The sequence below is a fragment of the Streptomyces sp. NPDC001970 genome (assembly GCF_053594115.1).
In genome coordinates, this window is sequence record NZ_JBSFDW010000001.1 from 254,479 (window position 1) to 268,946 (window position 14,468).

Annotated in this window: 12 protein-coding genes and 1 riboswitch; of the genes, 6 read left to right on the forward strand and 6 right to left on the reverse strand. The window is 71.2% G+C overall.

The genetic code is table 11. The annotated features are described in order from the left end of the window. Window positions 1-224: 224 nt before the first annotated feature. A complete protein-coding gene (locus ACWCP0_RS01210; protein WP_451076793.1) occupies window positions 225-1,076 on the forward strand; it encodes an esterase/lipase family protein in 852 nt (283 codons plus the stop codon). A gap of 229 nt (window positions 1,077-1,305) precedes the next feature. Next, complete coding sequence (locus ACWCP0_RS01215; RefSeq protein ID WP_451076794.1) at window positions 1,306-2,847, forward strand: M23 family metallopeptidase; 1,542 nt, start codon at window positions 1,306-1,308, stop codon at window positions 2,845-2,847. Between the two features lie 125 nt (window positions 2,848-2,972). Here ACWCP0_RS01215 and pcrA read toward each other — a convergent pair whose 3' ends face one another. Next, window positions 2,973-5,468 carry a DNA helicase PcrA gene (gene pcrA / locus ACWCP0_RS01220; RefSeq protein ID WP_451076795.1) on the reverse strand — a complete coding sequence of 832 codons (2,496 nt, stop codon included), beginning with the start codon at window positions 5,466-5,468 and terminating at the stop codon, window positions 2,973-2,975. Window positions 5,469-5,687: 219 nt separating this feature from the next. Beyond that, window positions 5,688-5,851: riboswitch (cyclic di-AMP (ydaO/yuaA leader) on the forward strand. Between pcrA and ACWCP0_RS01225 the strand changes: the two genes are divergently transcribed. Then, window positions 5,850-7,058 carry an NlpC/P60 family protein gene (locus ACWCP0_RS01225; protein ID WP_451076796.1) on the forward strand — a complete coding sequence of 403 codons (1,209 nt, stop codon included), beginning with the start codon at window positions 5,850-5,852 and terminating at the stop codon, window positions 7,056-7,058. It overlaps the preceding riboswitch by 2 nt. Before the next feature lie 162 nt (window positions 7,059-7,220). On the opposite strand, the gene ACWCP0_RS01230 is transcribed toward ACWCP0_RS01225, so the two are convergent. Continuing rightward, window positions 7,221-7,574: a hypothetical protein gene (locus ACWCP0_RS01230; protein ID WP_451076797.1), complete on the reverse strand. Its 354-nt coding sequence runs from the start codon at window positions 7,572-7,574 to the stop codon at window positions 7,221-7,223. Window positions 7,575-7,838: 264 nt separating this feature from the next. Between ACWCP0_RS01230 and ACWCP0_RS01235 the strand changes: the two genes are divergently transcribed. Then, a complete protein-coding gene (locus tag ACWCP0_RS01235) occupies window positions 7,839-8,894 on the forward strand; it encodes an NlpC/P60 family protein (protein WP_451076798.1) in 1,056 nt (351 codons plus the stop codon). Window positions 8,895-8,951: 57 nt separating this feature from the next. Here ACWCP0_RS01235 and ACWCP0_RS01240 read toward each other — a convergent pair whose 3' ends face one another. The 3 genes from ACWCP0_RS01240 to ACWCP0_RS01250 all read right to left on the reverse strand — a co-directional run bounded on the left by ACWCP0_RS01240 (window position 8,952) and on the right by ACWCP0_RS01250 (window position 12,205). Then, window positions 8,952-10,091 carry an alpha/beta hydrolase gene (locus tag ACWCP0_RS01240; protein WP_451076799.1) on the reverse strand — a complete coding sequence of 380 codons (1,140 nt, stop codon included), beginning with the start codon at window positions 10,089-10,091 and terminating at the stop codon, window positions 8,952-8,954. A 135-nt stretch (window positions 10,092-10,226) separates the two neighbouring features. Continuing rightward, window positions 10,227-10,925, reverse strand: a complete 699-nt coding sequence (locus ACWCP0_RS01245; RefSeq protein WP_451076800.1) for a LuxR C-terminal-related transcriptional regulator — start codon at window positions 10,923-10,925, stop codon at window positions 10,227-10,229. Further along, entirely contained in the window at window positions 10,922-12,205 is a 1,284-nt protein-coding gene (locus ACWCP0_RS01250; protein WP_451076801.1) for a PspC domain-containing protein, read from the reverse strand. Before ACWCP0_RS01250 ends, ACWCP0_RS01245 begins: the two co-directional genes overlap by 4 nt. A gap of 151 nt (window positions 12,206-12,356) precedes the next feature. On the opposite strand from ACWCP0_RS01250, the gene ACWCP0_RS01255 reads away from it, so the two are divergent. Then, the gene (locus ACWCP0_RS01255; RefSeq protein ID WP_451076802.1) at window positions 12,357-13,706 is read left to right on the forward strand and encodes a PspC domain-containing protein; all 1,350 of its coding nucleotides are present in this window, start codon (window positions 12,357-12,359) and stop codon (window positions 13,704-13,706) included. Then, a complete protein-coding gene (locus tag ACWCP0_RS01260) occupies window positions 13,693-13,956 on the forward strand; it encodes a hypothetical protein (protein ID WP_451076803.1) in 264 nt (87 codons plus the stop codon). The genes ACWCP0_RS01255 and ACWCP0_RS01260 overlap by 14 nt, the downstream gene beginning before the upstream one ends. Here ACWCP0_RS01260 and ACWCP0_RS01265 read toward each other — a convergent pair. Then, window positions 13,863-14,393, reverse strand: coding sequence for a DoxX family membrane protein (locus ACWCP0_RS01265; protein WP_451076804.1), 531 nt, complete (start codon window positions 14,391-14,393; stop codon window positions 13,863-13,865). The genes ACWCP0_RS01260 and ACWCP0_RS01265 overlap by 94 nt on opposite strands. Window positions 14,394-14,468: the final 75 nt, after the last annotated feature.

The window sequence follows — 14,468 nt, forward strand, 5'->3', positions numbered from 1 at the left end:
CACACGTGGGACATGTTCGCTACGCGTCGTACCCGCATCGGGCCGCATCGAGTCGTACGCGACACCACCGCAGCATGGACGGGACGAGCGCAAGGGGAGCCGCTACACGGCCGCCGTACCACCGTGCCGCCAGCCGCGCGGCACGGCGGTACGGCCCGTCGGCAGCCCCATGAGGGCATACGGGGGACGGAGCCGTCGACCCGTGTGCCGTTCGGAGGTCGGCCATGGGTTTCCTGCCGCTCTTGCGGATACAGCTGTCGATCGCGCTGCTGCGGGCCACCGCCCTGGAGCTGGCGATTCTCGCCGGGCATCTGCTCCTCTACCCCTCGGGGATGACCCCGGAGCGCCCGGGCCGCCCGGATCCCGCCTCCGTCGCGCCCTCCCGGACCCCACGGCCCGCCAGGTCTCCCGAGACCGAGACCCCGACGCTGCCCACCACGCAGCGTCCCCCTGTGGTCCTCCTGCACGGCTTCATCGACAACCGCTCGGTCTTCGTTCTCCTCCGCCGCTCCCTCGCCCGCAACGGATGGCGTCACGTCGAGTCGCTCAACTACTCACCGTTGACCTGCGACATACGGACGGCGGCCGAGCTGCTCGGCCGCCACATCGAGGAGATCTGCGCCCGCACCGGCCATCGCGAGGTCGACATCGTCGGACACAGCCTCGGCGGCCTCATCGGCCGCTATTACGTCCAGCGGCTCGGCGGTGACCGGCGCGTCCGTACGCTCGTCACGCTCGGAACGCCGCACTCGGGCACCAGCGTCGCCCCACTCGCGAGCGCTCACCCCATCGTGCGGCAGATGCGACCCGGCTCCGCCGTACTGGAAGAGCTGCGACTGCCGGCCCCGGGGTGCCGGACGCGGTTCGTCAGCTTCTGGAGCGATCTCGACCAACTGATGGTGCCGCTGGAAGGGGCTTGCCTCGACCATCCGGACCTGATCGTGCGCAACGTCCGGGTGAGCGGTATCGGCCACCTCGCGCTGCCCGTGCACCCCACCATCGCGGCGAGCATCCGGGAAGCGATCGAGGCATCGGAATCCGATGCCGGAATGTCCGGAATCGTGTCGGTCGCCTGACGTCCCCGGCACCTGACCGGATCTCGAACAATCTTCGAACGTAAGGCCAAAGGTCTCCCCACACTCCGCCGAAACACGGCCGAATGCCCGTTTCCCGCTCACGCAAAACCTGCGGAAGATTGTCGGCGTCGCATACCGCCGGGTACAGTCGCGCCCACTGCGTTCCCCGGGAACCCCGTTGCGGGTGGCCCCGGATCCTGGTCCTGCTGCCGAGGCGAGAGAGAAGTTGGTGAACGACCAGCACCCCGACGCCGGGTACGACCCCTACGCCGCCGGCAGCTTCGACACCGACCCGCTCTTCGGCGCCCTTCCGGGCAGTTACGACTACGGCGCAGGACAGAGCGGGCAGTACGACGCGACGCAGTGGCAGTCGGCGACGACGGGGTACGACGCCTACGCGGCGCAGGGGCACCAGCAGCAGTACGACACCAGCGGCCAGTGGGACGCCAACGCCTGGAACCAGACCGGGCAGTTCGAGACCGCCGCCGCCACGTTCGCGTACGACGCGTACGGCACGACCGACCAGTGGCCCGCGGCCGGGTACGGCGCGACCTCGTACGGCACCGGGGCCTACGACGCCACCGCCTGGAACTCGGCCGGCACCGACACGTCGCAGGCCACGGAGGCCTACCAGCCGGAGGCGGAGTACGCGGCCTACGGGGAATACGCCCCGGAATACACCGGACACACGGAGTACGCCCAGTACAGCGGTGGCTATTACGACGAGACCGCTCACGCCCGGGCCGTCGTGCCGGAGCAGTACTCCCCCGAGGGTGAGTTCGGGACCGACTCGGCATCCGCCCAGGAGTACGCACAGGAGCACGTCGCCGAACTCGGCCCCGATGCCCGGTCCGAGACCGCGCTCGAGCCCGAATCCGACACAAGCGACGTAAACGACGTAAGTGACGAATACGGCAACTACGAGGAAGAGAGCGACGAAGCCGAACTCGTCGCCGCCGCGGCCACCGTCACCGCCCCGGCCGTGAACCTCGACGCCGCCCGCCCCGTACGCCGCTCCGGCGGCAGCCGCGGCCGTCGCCGCACCCCCGCAAAGCGTTCGGCGATGCTCACCGTGGCCGTACCGTCCGCCTGTGTCATGGGCGTCGCCGGTGTCGCAGCCGCATCCGTCAGCGGGCTCACCGGGGGCGACGAGAAGAAGGACGACACGACCGCGGTCACGGCCGCCGATCCGGCGTCGGTCAAGCCCGTCGCCGTCAACAACAAGCTCGACACACAGCTCGCCGCGCTGAGCGCCGACGCCCGCGACTTCGGCGACCGCGCCAGCCGCACCCAGGAGCGCATCGACCTCAAGGCGCGCCAGGAGGCGGAGCGCAAGAAGCGCGAGGACGAGGCAGCTCGCCGCGAGGCACTGCGCCCCAAGTTCGCCCTGCCGGTCAGCCAGAACGGGCTCAGCGCCTACTACGGCCAGGCCGGCGTCAACTGGATGTCCATGCACACGGGCATCGACTTCCCGGTCTCGTACGGAACCCCCGTGATGGCCGCGACCGACGGCACGGTACGCACCCAGTGGAACAGCGCGTACGGCAACATGGCCATCGTCACCGCCGCCGACGGTACGGAGACCTGGTACTGCCACCTGAGCAGCACCAAGATCCGCTCGGGCTCGGTCAAGGCAGGCGACGTCATCGCGTACTCGGGGAACTCCGGCAACTCCACCGGCCCGCACCTGCACTTCGAGGTCCGGCCGGGCGGCGGATCGGCGATCGACCCGCTGTCGTGGCTGCGCAGCCACGGCCTCAACCCGTCGTAGGACCGGCCGGGCCGACGAGCCAGGATCGGACGGCTCAGGAACAGACAAGTCACGGTCGGACGGCTCAGGAACAGCCGCGTCACGGTCAGGCGAATCGGCCCGGTGAACGGACCCGGCTGCCACTCCTAGAGCTTCTCCACCGGCGCGTAGCGCAGCAGCAGCCGCTTCGGCTTCGCGTCCCCGAAGTCGATCGTCGCCTGCGCGTCCGAGCCCGACCCGGTCACCACCATCACCGTGCCGAGGCCGAACTGGTCGTGCGTGACCCGGTCTCCGACGGCCAGGGCGATCACCGGCTTGTCCGCAGCGCGGCGCGTGGCGAAGCCCGAAGGACCGGAACGCGACCGCGAGGACGACAGCGAGGACGTGATCCCGGACGTCGGCCCGGCCGGGGCGGCCATCGGTCCCGTCCGCTTCCACTGCAGGTGCGCGTCCGGGATCTCCTCCAGGAAGCGCGACGGCGGGTTGTACGCGGGCTGGCCCCACGCGCTCCGCATCGACGACCGCGTCAGGTAGAGCCGCTCACGGGCGCGCGTGATGCCCACGTACGCAAGCCGCCGCTCCTCCTCCAGCTCCTTGGTCTGGCCCAGCGCCCGCATGTGCGGGAACACGCCGTCCTCCATGCCCGTGAGGAACACGACCGGGAACTCCAGGCCCTTCGCCGTGTGCAGCGTCATCAGCGTGATGACCCCGGCGCCTTCCTCGTCCTCGTCCGGGATCTGGTCCGAGTCGGCGACGAGCGCGACCTGCTCCAGGAACTCGGCGAGGGTGCCCGAGCCCTCCTCGGCACCGCGCTCCTGCTCGAACTCGAGCGCGACCGCGGCCAGCTCCTGGAGGTTCTCGATGCGCGTCTCGTCCTGCGGGTCGGTCGAGGCCTGCAACTCGGCGAGGTACCCCGTCCGTTCGAGCACGGCCTCCAGCACCGTGGCCGGCCCCGCGCCCGACTCGACGATCGTGCCGAGCTCCTCCATCAGCGCGTTGAACCGCTTCACGGCATTGGCCGACCGAGCGGCCATGCCGTACGCCTCGTCCACACGCCGCAGCGCCTGCGGGAAAGTGATCTTCTCGCGCAGTGCCAGCGCGTCGATCATCGCCTCCGCGCGCTCGCCGATGCCGCGCTTCGGGACGTTGAGGATGCGGCGCAGCGGGACGTTGTCCTCGGGGTTGGCCAGGACGCGCAGATAGGCCAGGACGTCCCGGACCTCCTTGCGCTCGTAGAAGCGCACGCCGCCGACGACCTTGTAGGGCAGGCCGACGCGGATGAAGATCTCCTCGAAGACACGGGACTGGGCGTTCGTCCGGTAGAAGACCGCGACATCGCCGACCTTCGCCTCGCGCGCGTCCGTCAGCCGGTCGATCTCGTCGGCGACGAACTGGGCCTCGTCGTGCTCGGTGTCCGCCACGTAGCCGGTGATCTGTGCTCCGGCCCCCGCGTTCGTCCACAGGTTCTTGGGGCGACGGCTCTCGTTCCGCTCGATGACGGCATTGGCGGCGGAGAGGATCGTCTGCGTCGAGCGGTAGTTCTGCTCCAGCAGGATCGTCGTCGCGTCCGGGTAGTCCTCCTCGAACTGGAGGATGTTACGGATCGTGGCACCACGGAAGGCGTAGATCGACTGGTCGGCGTCGCCCACGACGCACAGCTCGGCCGGGTCCAGGTCCTCGTACCCGGAGCCGACCAGCTCGCGCACCAGTGTGTACTGAGCGTGGTTGGTGTCCTGGTACTCGTCGACGAGGACATGGCGGAACCGGCGCCGGTAGTGCTCTGCGACGTCCGGGAACGCCTGGAGCAGATGGACCGTGGTCATGATGATGTCGTCGAAGTCCAGAGCGTTGGCCTCGCGCAGCCGCGCCTGGTACATCCGGTAGGCCTCGGCGAGCGTCTTCTCGAAGCCTCCCCCAGAGCCTCCGGCCTGGGAGGTACCCCCATCGGCCTGGTCGGCGAAGGTCTCCTCGTCGATCAGCTCGTTCTTCAGGTTCGAGATCTTGGCGCTGAAGGACTTCGGCGGGTAGCGCTTCGGGTCGAGGTCGAGATCGCGGCAGACCAGGGCCATGAGCCGCTTGGAGTCGGCCGCGTCGTAGATCGAGAACGACGAGGTGAAGCCGAGCTTCTTGCTCTCCCGGCGCAGGATGCGCACGCAGGCGCTGTGGAAGGTGGAGACCCACATCGCGTTGGCACGCGGGCCGACGAGGTGCTCGACGCGCTCCTTCATCTCGCCCGCGGCCTTGTTCGTGAACGTGATCGCCAGTATCTGGCCGGGGTGGACATGGCGGGTCGCCAGCAGATGGGCGATCCGGTGGGTCAGCACCCTGGTCTTGCCCGAGCCGGCGCCGGCCACGATGAGCAGCGGGGAGCCGGTGTGCACGACGGCGGCACGCTGCTGCTCGTTCAGGCCGTCGAGCAGCGCGGCCGGGTCCACGGCGGTGCGGGGCGCTCCGTCCCGGTAGTAGGCGTCCCTGGCCGGAGGCACGTCGAACTTCCCCTCGAAGAGGTCGTCCGGGACCTCCTCGTGGGGGCCGTGCTCGTCGGGCTCATAGGGCTCGTCGTGCCCGGGCGGCGGGGGACCCGCCGGGCCCGAGGTGCGCCGGAGGTCGGCCAGGAAGCTGTCGTCAAAGAGGCTGCTCATCGCTCTACGAGTCTAGGCCGCCCCACTGACAGCCCGCGGCCGCCTTGGCGACAACCGTCCCGAATCCGGCCCGGCACGCTCCGTAGCGTATCGACCACGACACGCGAAGGTCACGGAAATGTATCGGACATATCGCGCATCGTCCTTCACAAGGGCACCACAGTTTGGCTAGCGTGCTCGCTCAGGCGGCTCGAACCCCCTTGGTGACCAACGCCAATCGGGCAGCCCACGCCGAATCCGGGCTTTCTTCAAGGAAGTTCGGAACCGGGGACCCATCATGCACAACCGGGGTGAATCGGGCCAGCTCAACTCGGCCCGTAGGACAGCCTTCCGTTTCGTCCGAACCCGACAGCTAACCCGGTAGGCGGTCCACGGAAGGAGATGTCGGCCTTGGCGTCGCATCGCAAGACGCGCACCCGTACAGGTCCCCGTACGAAATCCCCCGCCGTCGGGTTCACGACGGCCGCCCTCGCGGGCGTCACCCTCCTCTCCGCCCAGAGTGCTCAGGCCGACCCGAGACCCAGCATCGAAGAGGTCCAGAAGAAGGTCGACGACCTCTACCGGCAGGCGGGCACCGCGACCCAGGAGTACAACCGGGCCAAGGAGGAGACCGCGCAGCAGCGCCGCGAGGTGGACACGATCCTCGACGACGTCGCCAAGCGCACGGAATCGCTGAACGAGGCCCGACGCACGCTCGGTTCGTACGCGGCCGCGCAGTACCGGACCGGTGCGGTCACGCCGACCGCCGCGCTGCTCTTCGCCGACAGCCCGCAGGCGTACTTCGACCAGACCCATCTGATGGACCGGCTCTCCGACGAGCAGCGCGGCGCCGTCGCCGACTTCGAGGCCCAGCAGGCGGAGGCGGCGAAGCAGCGTGCGAAGGCGACCACGAGCCTGGAGACGCTGACCGCTTCCCAGCAGTCGCTGCGCACCAGCAAGGAGCAGGTCCAGAAGAAGCTCGCCGAGGCGCGGACGCTGCTGTCACAGCTGACGGCCGAGGAGAAGGCACGGCTCGAGGCGCTGGAGCGAGAGCGCGAGGAAGAGGCCCGCCGCCAGGCGGAGGCGAAGGCCAAGGCGGAGGCGGAGGCCAAGGCCGAGGCCGAGGCCGAGGCCGAGCGCCTGGCACAGGAGCGCGCGCAGCAGGAGGCACAGAACCAGGACACGGGAACGAGCACGGGGACGGGGACGGGTACCGGGACCGGGACTGGGACCGGGACCGGGACTGGGACCGGGACCTACGCCGCCAAGGCCGAGAAGGTCCTCACCTTCGCCCGCGCCCAGATCGGCAAGCCGTACGTGTGGGGGGCGACCGGCCCCAGCTCGTACGACTGCTCGGGCCTCACCCAGGCCGCCTGGAAGGCCGCCGGCGTCGACCTGCCCCGCACCACGTGGGACCAGGTCAAGGTCGGCCAGCGCGTGGCCACGAACGATCTCCTCCCGGGTGACCTGGTCTTCTTCTACGACGACATCAGCCACGTCGGCATCTACATAGGCGACGGCATGATGATCCACGCCCCGAAGCCGGGCGCGAACGTCCGTGAGGAGTCGATCTACTACATGCCGATCTACGGGAGCGTCCGCCCCGCGTAGACCCACTCGCACTCACGCCGCAACGCGCCCTGTGAAGAGGGCGCGTTGCGGCGTGAGGTGTTTGCGCGAACGGCTTACGCGGACGCCAGGCTCAGGTCGACAACACCACAACATCGCGATGCCGTGCCGTCCCGGGGGACAACCCCCGGACCCCCGGCCGACTCACGTCCACAACGTGGCGATGAAGATGTTCGCCAGCGTCAGGCCGCCCACCGCGCCGAACAGGCCCTTCCCCACCTTCTCGTCGTCCCGCTTGACGTAGACCAGTGCGAGGATCACCACCAGCACCGCCAGCTTGATGCCGACCTTGAGGTTGTTGACCGCCTGGTCGTCCGCCTGGTTCAGCCCCACCAGCGCCACGCCCGTGACCAGCATGGTCAGGGCGCCGTGCAGCATCGCGGGCGTGAAGCGCGCCGTACCCTCGCCCATCGCCTTCATCCGGGTCAGGAAGCCGCCGAGCAACGACGCAATGCCGATGATGTGCAGGGCGACGAAGACATTGATGAGTATGTCCATGGCACGGGAGCCTAGCCGTACGGTCCGAAAGCGACCCCGGCGGTCCGACTCCCGCCGACTCCTGCCAATAACAGTCATGTCACCACTTCGCCGCGCCCCGGAGGTTTAGCGTCCTCCCCCAGGTGACCGACTCCCCAACGCCGCCGCACGTCCGGGCGGCACGCCGGCCACCACGCCGATGGATCCGGCGGTGGGCCGTTCCCTGTGCGGCCCGCCGCCGGACCGTACGGCGCGAACCGCCGGACTCCGGAAGGACTGGCCCTCGTGGCAGCGCACCGCAAACCCAAGCAGCGCACGATCGGCGGCCCGGCCGCCCGCACCGCCCTCACACTCGCGCTCGCCGGTGCCGCGACCGCCACCGCCTTCGACGGTTCCGGACACGCGGAGCCCCGCCCCACGCCCGAGCAGCTGAAGGCCAAGGCCGACAAGCTGTACCAGGAGGCCGAGGAGGCCACCGAGAAGTACAACGGCGCCAAGGAAGCCGCCGACCGGGCCCGTGAGTCGTTGGACGAGCTGCGGGACGAGGCGGCGAGGCGCACGGAGCGGCTCAACGCCTCGCGGAACGCACTCGGTTCGATCGCCACCGCGCAGTACCGCGCGGGCGGGCTCGACCCGGCGGTACAGCTCGCGCTCTCCGCCGACCCCGACGACTATCTGGCCGGGGCGGAGCTGGCCGAGCGGGCCGGGTCGCGGCAGGCCGCCACGATCGCCGGGATCCAGAAGCAGGCGCGGGAGCTGGCCCAGCTGCGTGCGGAGGCGGGCGAGCGGCTGGCCACGCTGACGGCCCGGCAGGCGGAGCTGGCCCGGCACCGGACGACGATACGCACGAAGCTCGCCGCGGCCGAGAAGCTCCTGACGCAGCTCACCCCCGGCGGGCGCGCCGCCTACGCGGGCCAGGACGGCACCTCGGCGTCCCGGGCCGACCGCGACGCCGCCCGCACCGCCCCCGGTGCCCGGGTCGCCGCCCCCAACCCCCGTGCGGCGCAGGCCGTGGCGTACGCGTACGGGGCGCTCGGCAAACCGTATGTCTGGGGCGCGACCGGACCGTCCTCGTACGACTGCTCGGGGCTCACGCAGGCCGCCTGGCGCTCGGCGGGCGTCTCGCTCCCCCGCACGACGTACACGCAGATCAACGCGGGCCGCAGCGTCCCCCGCTCCCAGCTCGCGCCCGGGGACCTGGTCTTCTTCTACTCCGGCGTCTCCCATGTGGGGCTCTACATCGGAGGCGGGCAGATGATCCACGCCCCGCGGCCCGGAGCACCGGTCCGCATCGCGCCGATCGACCAGATGCCGTTCGCCGGCGCGACCCGGGTGGCGTAGGCAGGTCGGCCTCCCTCTGAACCCCCGGCCCCCTGAACGGCCCTCGGCACACGGCCGTCAGCGCGCCGCCGCCGATGTCGTCGGGCCCCCCTCGACGCCGACCTGGCGGGTCAGCCGGCGGAAGACGTCCGGGACCTGGAGCTTCCACCCTTCGGTGTCATGGGCGTCGCCGACCTCGACGACGTCGACCTTCGTCGGGGGCTTGGCCGCGGCACGCAGCGCGAGGCCCGCCTCGAAGCCGTCGCCCCGCGCCCCGGAGACACAGAGCGCGGTCCGCGGAGGGACCGGGGCGGACTCCAGCATGCTGAGAGGGTTGTTGGCGCGGCGGAGTCCGGGCTCGTAGGCGGCGATGGAGGCCTTCTCGGCGGCCGGGTCGTTGTAGCCGGACAGGCTCACACCGGCCCGATAGCGGACCGGGTGCGCGACGGCGAGCTTCGCCGCGCAGTGGCCGCCCGCCGAGCAGCCGGCGACGGCCCAGCCGCCGGGCCGCTGCGAGGCGCGGAGGCTGTCCATGACCATCTTGCGGACGTCGACGCTGAGCCAGGTGTCCGCGTTGATCCTCCCCGGGGCGTTGGCGCAGCCCGTGTCCATACCGCCGAGCAGCGTCGTGCGCGGGGACACGAGGATGAACGGCGCCACCTCACCCCTCTCCATCAGAGGCTTCAGCTGCTCGTGCACCCGGAGCGAGGTGAACCAGGCACGGGACGAGCCGGGGTGGCCGGGCAGCAGCTCGACCACAGAGAACTTCGCGTTCCGGTAGGCCGTGTCGTCGTACTGCGGCGGCAGCCAGACGTAGACCTCGCCCCGCACGCCGGAGACCTGCCCGTCGAACTCCGTGACCCGGACATCCGGCCCGACGTGCGGGTCGTCCGCGGGGCTGAAGGTCTGCTTCGACACCGGCAGATCGGCGAACCGCACCCCGCCCATACCGTCCTCGCCGAGGTCGACCGCGGCCCTCACATGGTCCCCGGTGCCGAGCAGATCGTCCCAGCCGCCGTACAGACCGTTGCTGTTGTTCACGGCGACGAAGACCACCAGCAGCGCGGTCACCTGCGCGAATCCGACCATCAGCAGCCGGGCGCCGCCCCGCACGAGGGCGAGTCCGCGCGCCCGGCTCCACAGGGCGAGCGGCAGCAGCACGGCGACCACGGCCGGCACGATCGCGGTCACGAAGAAGGGGGTCCCGGTCAAGCTCATCACGGTCGGTCAGAGGAGACGGGAACCGCCCGGGTTGCCACCCCTGTGTGCCGGTTGCCTCACACATGGCCGTCGGACGAGCCGGCCCCGTCCGGCCCGTCCGGGCAGCCGGCCCCGTCCGGCCGGTCGGCGCCGTCAGACGAGCCGCCGCGCCGTCGCCCACCTCGTCAGCTCGTGCCGGTTCGACAACTGCAGTTTCCGCAGCACCGCCGAGACATGCGACTCGACCGTCTTCACGGAGATGAAGAGCTGCCTGGCGATCTCCTTGTAGGCGTATCCGCGCGCGATCAGCCGCAGCACCTCCCGCTCCCGCTGGGTGAGCCGGTCAAGGTCCTCGTCGACCGGCGGTGCGTCCGTCGACGCGAACGCGTCCAGCACGAAGCCCGCCAGCCGCGGCGAGAACACCGCGTCCCCCTCCTGTACCCGGAAGATCGAGTCGACCAGGTCGGTGCCGGTGATCGTCTTGGTGACGTAGCCGCGCGCACCGCCGCGGATCACGCCGATCACGTCCTCCGCGGCGTCCGACACCGACAGCGCCAGGAACCGCACCGGGTGCTCCGCCGCCCCCATCAGGCTCGCGCAGCGGCGCAGCACATCCACCCCGCCGCCGCCCGGCAGGTGGACGTCGAGGAGCACGACCTCGGGGCGGGTGGCCGTGATCACCGTGACCGCCTGGTCGACGTCGGCCGCCTCGCCGACCACCTCGACGCCCGTGGTCTCCGTGCGGCCGATCTCGGCCTGCACTCCGGCGCGGAACATCCGGTGGTCGTCGACGAGCACGACCCGTACGCGACGCTCCGTGGTCCGTTCGTTTGCGTCGGTCTGCTCGGTCATCCGTCCGCCCTCTCCCTCTCCCGCTCCATCTCGAGCTCCACTTCCGTGCCCTCGCCGGGTACGGAACGCAGGCGCGCCGTCCCGCCGTTGCGCTGCATACGCCCGATGATCGATTCTCGTACGCCCATCCGGTCCTCCGGTACCGCGTCGGGGTCGAATCCGGGCCCCCGGTCCCGTACGGAGACGAACACGGTACGGCCCTCGACCTCCGCGTACACCTGGACCGGACCGCCCTCGCCACCGTACTTCGCGGCGTTCACCATCGCCTCGCGCGCGGCCTGCATCTGCGCGCTCAGCTTCTCGTCGAGCGGGCAGTCGCCGACGACCACGACCTCCAGCGGGACGCCGTGCTTGTCCTCGACCTCGGCGGCCGCCTTCTTCACCGCCTCGGCGAGCGTGGTGGGCTCCTCGTCCTCCTCCTTGCCGTTGCCCTCCGGCTTGTACAGCCAGTTGCGCAACTCCCGCTCCTGGGCGCGGGCGAGCCTGCGCACCTCGCCCGCGTCGTCCGCGTTGCGCTGTATCAGCGTGAGGGTGTGCAGCACGGAGTCGTGGACGTGGGCGGCGACCTCGGCGCGCTCCTGGGCGCGGATGCGCATCAGGCGCTCCTCGGAGAGGTCCTGGGTCATGCGCACCAGCCAGGGGCCCGCGAGCAGACCGACGCCGGCGATCACGGCGAGCGCCGCGGTCAGGACGTTGCCGAGCTGGGCCGCCGAGCCGCGGACCACCACGAAGACGGTCAGGCCCATGCCGACGAGCGCGACGCCCGCGAGTCCGCGCGCGAGCTGCAGCAGACGGCGCCGCCGGCCGTCGCCGGTCCACTGGGCGCGGCGGGCGTTGTCGGCCTGCCGCCACACCAGGACGACACCGGCGCCTATGAGCAGCAACGGCCATACGTAGCGGTTGGCACTGCCCATGTCGACATTGCCGACGAAGACGACCGCGCCGATCAGCAGGGCGATCAGCGCGAACAGCTGGCCCTTGTCGGGCTTGCGCAGCCGACGCCGGCCGTCCGGCATCGTCTCGAAGACGGGCCTCGGCTCGGCCGACCTGCCCCCGACGCCGAGCGGGACGACGATCCAGAACACCGCGTACAGCAGCACGCCGAGGCCGTCCGCCATGAAGAGGCCCAGGAAGACCAGCCGGACCCAGATGACGGGCAGCCCGAGATGTCCGGCGAGGCCGCGCGCGACACCGCCGAGCCAGCGCCCGTCGGCGCTGCGGTACAGCTTGCGGACGGGCGGCTCTTCGGTCTCGGGAAGGCGGGCGGCGGCGACGGGCATGGCTCGATCGTCACACGTCCGTACGGGCCCGGTCATCAGGGCCGTCCCTGAGACCGACCCTGAACCTCAGGGGGACCCCGGGAGGAATATCAGGGACGGGCCAGGGTCGGGGCGGCTGCCACCCGCGGGCGCGCCCCGTCACCATGGAGTCATGACTCAGCCGACCGCCGTGCCGCCCCAGCCACCGCAGGAGCAGGAGTCCCCGCCCGCCCCGCTGCGCCGGGCGCCGCGGCAGAAGCTGGTCGCCGGTGTGTGCGGGGGCCTCGGCCGGTTCTGCGACATCGACCCGGTGATCTTCCGGATCGCCATAGGGGTGCTCTCGGTGACCGGCGGCCTCGGCCTGATCTTCTACGGCTTCGCCTGGCTGCTCATCCCCCTCGAAGGCGAGGAGGAGAACGAGGCGCGCCGTGCGCTGTCGGGCCGCGTCGACGGCGCGGCGCTGGCGGCCGTGCTGATGGCCCTGCTCGGCTGCGCCCTCTTCCTGTCGATGCTCGGCAACGGCGGCACGCTCGCGTTCGCCGCGCTGCTGGCGCTCGCGGTGACGGGCGCCGCCGTCTGGTCACAGCGGCGCACGACGATCACGCCCGAGGGCGGCCCGCTCGATCCGGCGACCGCGCACGCCGTGGCGGAGGCGCCGCCGGAGACCAAGGCGCCGCCGACCCCCGGGGGCCCCTCCTGGTGGCGCGATCCCATCATCAAGGACGGCACCACCGGCCCGGTCGCCACCGGCTATCTGTGGGGCCCGCCGGACGCCGTGGTGACGGACGGACCGCCGCCGCACCGCACCCCGGAGCGCGGCCGCACGGACCGGGTTCCCATGGACTGGGGTCCCGCGAACTGGGGCGTCACCGCCGCTCCCCGCCCGCGCGGGCCGCGCTCCATCGGCGGTCTCGTCCTCCTCCTCGCCCTGGTGGCGGGCGGCCTCGGCACCGGGCTGACCTGGGGCGGCCATCCGCTCGGCACGAGCCTGCAGTTCGGGCTGGCGTGCGCGCTGGCGGTGTTCGGCCTCGGCCTGGCGGTGAGCAGCTTCCTGGGGCGTACGGGCTTCGGCACGATCCTGATGACCATGCTCACGGCCGTGCTGCTGACGGGTGCGGCGGCGCTGCCCAAGGACATCAGCACGGAGTGGGCGCGTACGGAGTGGCAGCCGGCCACGGTCGCGGCGGTGGCGCCGCGCTACGAGCTGGGCACGGGCGTCGCGACGCTCGACCTCGCCCGGGTCGCGATCCCCGCCGACCGCACCGTGAGCACGCGGGCCGAGCTCGGCATCGGACGGCTGCATGTGATCGTGCCGAAGGACGCGACGGTGAAGGTCACCGCCGAGGCCGGGCTCGGCGAGGTCCGGCTCCCCGACGACCCGCCGAACGACGTGGACATCTCCCCGGCCCAGGCCCGTACCCGTACGCTCGCCCCGCCCACGGGCACGAAACCGGCGGGCACCCTGGCACTCGACCTCGAGGTCGGATTCGGACAGGTGGAGGTCACCCGTGCTGCTTCATGAGTTCCGCCCGGCGCGGCTGATCGCGGGCGCGGCGGCAGCGGCCGCCGCCGCGCTCTTCCTCGGCGATGCGGTGGGCGCCTGGCAGACGCAGTGGTTCGTGGCCCTCGTGATCGTCTTCGACGGCCTGTTCCTCGCCGGCGCCGCGGCGTTCGTGCACTACCGGATCCGTCGGCGCCGCTCCGCGAAGACCGCGTCGACCGAGAGCACCGACGCCCCCGCCAGCAGCAGCGGCAGCCAGGCCATCAGATAGATCAGGTCGTTCCCGTAGTAGTACGGGTCGGTCGCCCAGCTCACGGTCAGCCACAGGCTCAGCGAGATGAGCGCCCCGCCCAGTGCGGCGAGCCGCGCCAGCAGCCCGAGGAGGGTGCCGATCCCGACGGCCAGCTCACCCAGGGCGATGGCGTAGCCGAACCCCTCGGGGTTCTTCAGCGCCAGATCCACCAGCCCGGGGATGGCGGACGTGTCCCGCACCGCCTTCATGAGCTCCCCGACGGACCCGGTGCCGCCGGCCGCCATGAACGCGCTGTCGGTGAGCTTGTCGATTCCTGCGTAGATGAAGGTGACCCCGAGGAAGATCCGCAGCGGCAGCAGCGCATACCGCTGAGCGGTCTCCTTCCAGGCGCCTCTACCGCCTCGCCGTTCGTCGATCATCCCGTACGTCGCCGTCGTCCGGTCCACATGCGTCATCGTCGCCTCCGCGATTCCTCCGGCTGGGACGATTCTCCCCACGCCCCGTACATATGACTACGGGGAGGAGGGCCG

Bases quoted from the DNA above. Each gene is read 5' to 3' on its own strand.
- ACWCP0_RS01250 (WP_451076801.1), bottom strand. From the start codon at position 12,205: ATGCCCGTCGCCGCCGCCCGCCTTCCCGAGACCGAAGAGCCGCCCGTC.
- ACWCP0_RS01265 (WP_451076804.1), bottom strand. From the start codon at position 14,393: ATGACGCATGTGGACCGGACGACGGCGACGTACGGGATGATCGACGAA.
- ACWCP0_RS01245 (WP_451076800.1), bottom strand. From the start codon at position 10,925: ATGACCGAGCAGACCGACGCAAACGAACGGACCACGGAGCGTCGCGTA.
- ACWCP0_RS01255 (WP_451076802.1), top strand. From the start codon at position 12,357: ATGACTCAGCCGACCGCCGTGCCGCCCCAGCCACCGCAGGAGCAGGAG.
- ACWCP0_RS01210 (WP_451076793.1), top strand. From the start codon at position 225: ATGGGTTTCCTGCCGCTCTTGCGGATACAGCTGTCGATCGCGCTGCTG.
- ACWCP0_RS01230 (WP_451076797.1), bottom strand. From the start codon at position 7,574: ATGGACATACTCATCAATGTCTTCGTCGCCCTGCACATCATCGGCATT.
- ACWCP0_RS01240 (WP_451076799.1), bottom strand. From the start codon at position 10,091: ATGAGCTTGACCGGGACCCCCTTCTTCGTGACCGCGATCGTGCCGGCC.
- ACWCP0_RS01225 (WP_451076796.1), top strand. From the start codon at position 5,850: ATGTCGGCCTTGGCGTCGCATCGCAAGACGCGCACCCGTACAGGTCCC.
- pcrA (WP_451076795.1), bottom strand. From the start codon at position 5,468: ATGAGCAGCCTCTTTGACGACAGCTTCCTGGCCGACCTCCGGCGCACC.